The sequence below is a fragment of the Kitasatospora misakiensis genome, from assembly GCF_042656005.1.
In the GTDB taxonomy this organism is placed as follows: Bacteria; Actinomycetota; Actinomycetes; order Streptomycetales; family Streptomycetaceae; genus Kitasatospora; species Kitasatospora misakiensis.
In genome coordinates, this window is sequence record NZ_JBHSOF010000121.1 from 1 (window position 1) to 2,275 (window position 2,275).

The following is a 2,275-nucleotide window of genomic DNA, read 5'->3' on the forward strand; positions in this document are numbered from 1 at the left end:
ACTTGCCACCGCTCTCTCGCGGCGACTCCGGAACTGTACGGGGACGGGACCGCCATATGCAAATCGCCCCCGTCCGGTGGTCCGGACAGGGGCGATCGACGTGCTGGGGCGGGCGCTCAGCGGACCTCGGTGATCTCCGGGCCGCGGGCGAAGGGGTCCAGCGCGGTGCTGCCGAAGCGGTTCTCGCCCTCGCCGGTGGCCGCGACGGCGCCGCCGCCGTCGGCGACCATCTGCGCGTCCTCGGGCAGCTTCAGCACGATCGGGTCGCGGGGCGCCATCGGGGTCTCACCGCGGACGACGACCGTCTGCCGGAAGACCTGCTCCAGGATCCCGCCCATCTCGGGCTGGACGGCGGCCTGGCCGGAGATCACACCGCGGAGGAACCAGCGCGGGCCGTCGCAACCGACGAAGCGCACCAGCTGCACACCCTGGGTGCCGTCCGGAAGCTGGACCGGGACCTGGGCGCGGAGGTGCCAGCCCAGTGGGCCCTCCTCCTCCTCGACGAGGCCGCCCTGCGAGGTGATGCCGGTGGCGATCTCCTCGCGGACCTCGCCCCAGATGCCCTCCGACTTGGGGGCCGCGAAGGCCTGCAGCTGGATGGCGCTGTTGCCGAGGACCAGAGTGGCGGCCACGATCGCGTCGCCGGCCACCTCGACCCGGAGCTCCATGCCCTCGACACCGGGGACCAGCAGACCCCCGAGGTCGACGCGGCCCTCCTCCGGGTTCTCCAGCTCGGAGTGGTCCCACGGACCGTCCGGACGCGGGGCCGGCGGCAGGCCGACCCGGTCCGTCGGGTCCAGCTCGGTCACGTTCTCGCTCTCGGCGGAACCTTCGACGTCATCGGCCGTCTCGTCGGCGCTGATGGCGTCGTCGGCGAGCTGCTCGACAGCGTCCTCGCTCTTCTGGCGACGACGGAACACGGTCACTGTCCTTCCCGGTCCAAGACCGATGCGAATACCTGCTCGGCTTCCTTCGAGGCCGCGGGCAGCCTAGACCGCGGCATGGCCGCCGGTCGACCCGAACCCACCCTCGGCGCGTGCCGACCCCGGCAGCTCGGTCACTTCGTGGAAGCGGGCCTTCTCGACCTGCTGGATGACCAGCTGGGCGATCCGGTCCCCTCGGCGGAAGCTGACCGCCTCGCGCGGATCCAGATTGACGACGATCACCTTGATCTCTCCACGGTACCCGGCATCGACCGTCCCCGGGGCGTTCACCAGAGCAACGCCGCAACGAGCTGCCAGTCCGGACCGGGGGTGGACGAACGCCGCGTAGCCGTCCGGCAACGCGACGGCGATGCCGGTGGGCAGCACGGCCCGCTCACCGGGGGCCAGCTCCGCGTCCACGGTGGTCCGCAGGTCTGCGCCGGCGTCGCCGGGCTGCTCGTACGCGGGCAGCGGCAGCTCGGGGTCGATCCGCCGGATCAGGACGTCGAGGGGCTCGCGGGGGGTGCTGCTCAAGGGTTCACCTCAAAGGCTCGGGCGCGCTGCATCGGGTCGGGGTCGTCGAGGACCATGTCGATGTCCTCGGGACGACCGTGCTTGGTGAAGTGTTCCAGCTTCACCTGAATGAAGAGTGCCCGCGCAGGTGCAGCGCCGAGTCCACCGGTACCGGGGCGAGGAAGTCGGTCTCCAGCCGGCCGGCGCCCCACCCCTACCGACCGGTAGCCCCGCCGGGAGCGGGGGTTGCGTCCCGGAGCCGGCGCGGCGGCGCCCACAATGGGGGGCATGTACGACGAACGCCTCACCGTGCCGCGCTCCTGGTGGCTGTTCCCGGTCCTGCTCGGCCTCACGCTCACCCTGATCCTGTTGCGGATCAGCGCGGTGGGCGCGCTGGTCGGGCTGGTGGTCGGCATCGCCGCCGGCGCCGCCGCGATCAGCAGTTACGGCTCGGCCCGGATCCGGGTGGTCCAGGGCTCACTGGTGGCCGGGCCCGCCCGGATCCCGGTGGACGCCCTCGGCGCCGCCCAGGCGCTCGGCCCGACGGAGGCCGCCGCCTGGCGCGGCCCGAAGGCCGACCCGCGGGCCTTCATGCTGCTGCGCAGCTACGTGCCGACCGCGCTGCGGGTCGAGGTGAGCGATCCGGGCGACCCGACGCCGTACCTCTATCTCTCCACCCGCTCGCCGATGAAGCTCGCCAAGGCCCTGGACGAGGCCCGCCGGAGCGCCCGCGGCTAGACGCTGCCCGCGCGGGCAGCACACCGGCGGAGGAAACGTCGGCGGACGAATCGGGTAGGAGGGCCGGGTCACCCGGCCCTCCTCCCACACCACCGGACATG

Annotated in this window: 3 protein-coding genes and 1 pseudogene; 1 reads left to right on the forward strand and 3 read right to left on the reverse strand. The window is 72.8% G+C overall.

What is annotated here, in order from left to right:
* Positions 1-116: 116 nt before the first annotated feature.
* From ACFP3U_RS36790 to ACFP3U_RS36800, 3 genes and pseudogenes are all read right to left on the reverse strand, one after another.
* A complete protein-coding gene (locus tag ACFP3U_RS36790) occupies positions 117-920 on the reverse strand; it encodes a DUF3710 domain-containing protein (protein ID WP_380230135.1) in 804 nt (267 codons plus the stop codon).
* A gap of 69 nt (positions 921-989) precedes the next feature.
* A complete protein-coding gene (gene dut, locus ACFP3U_RS36795) occupies positions 990-1,457 on the reverse strand; it encodes a dUTP diphosphatase (protein ID WP_380230136.1) in 468 nt (155 codons plus the stop codon).
* Positions 1,454-1,638 (reverse strand): annotated as a pseudogene (locus tag ACFP3U_RS36800) (PaaI family thioesterase); the annotation flags it as partial. The gene dut and the pseudogene ACFP3U_RS36800, both read right to left, overlap by 4 nt.
* Positions 1,639-1,724: 86 nt before the next feature.
* On the opposite strand from ACFP3U_RS36800, the gene ACFP3U_RS36805 reads away from it, so the two are divergent.
* Entirely contained in the window at positions 1,725-2,174 is a 450-nt protein-coding gene (locus tag ACFP3U_RS36805; protein ID WP_380230137.1) for a DUF3093 domain-containing protein, read from the forward strand.
* Positions 2,175-2,275 lie beyond the last annotated feature (101 nt).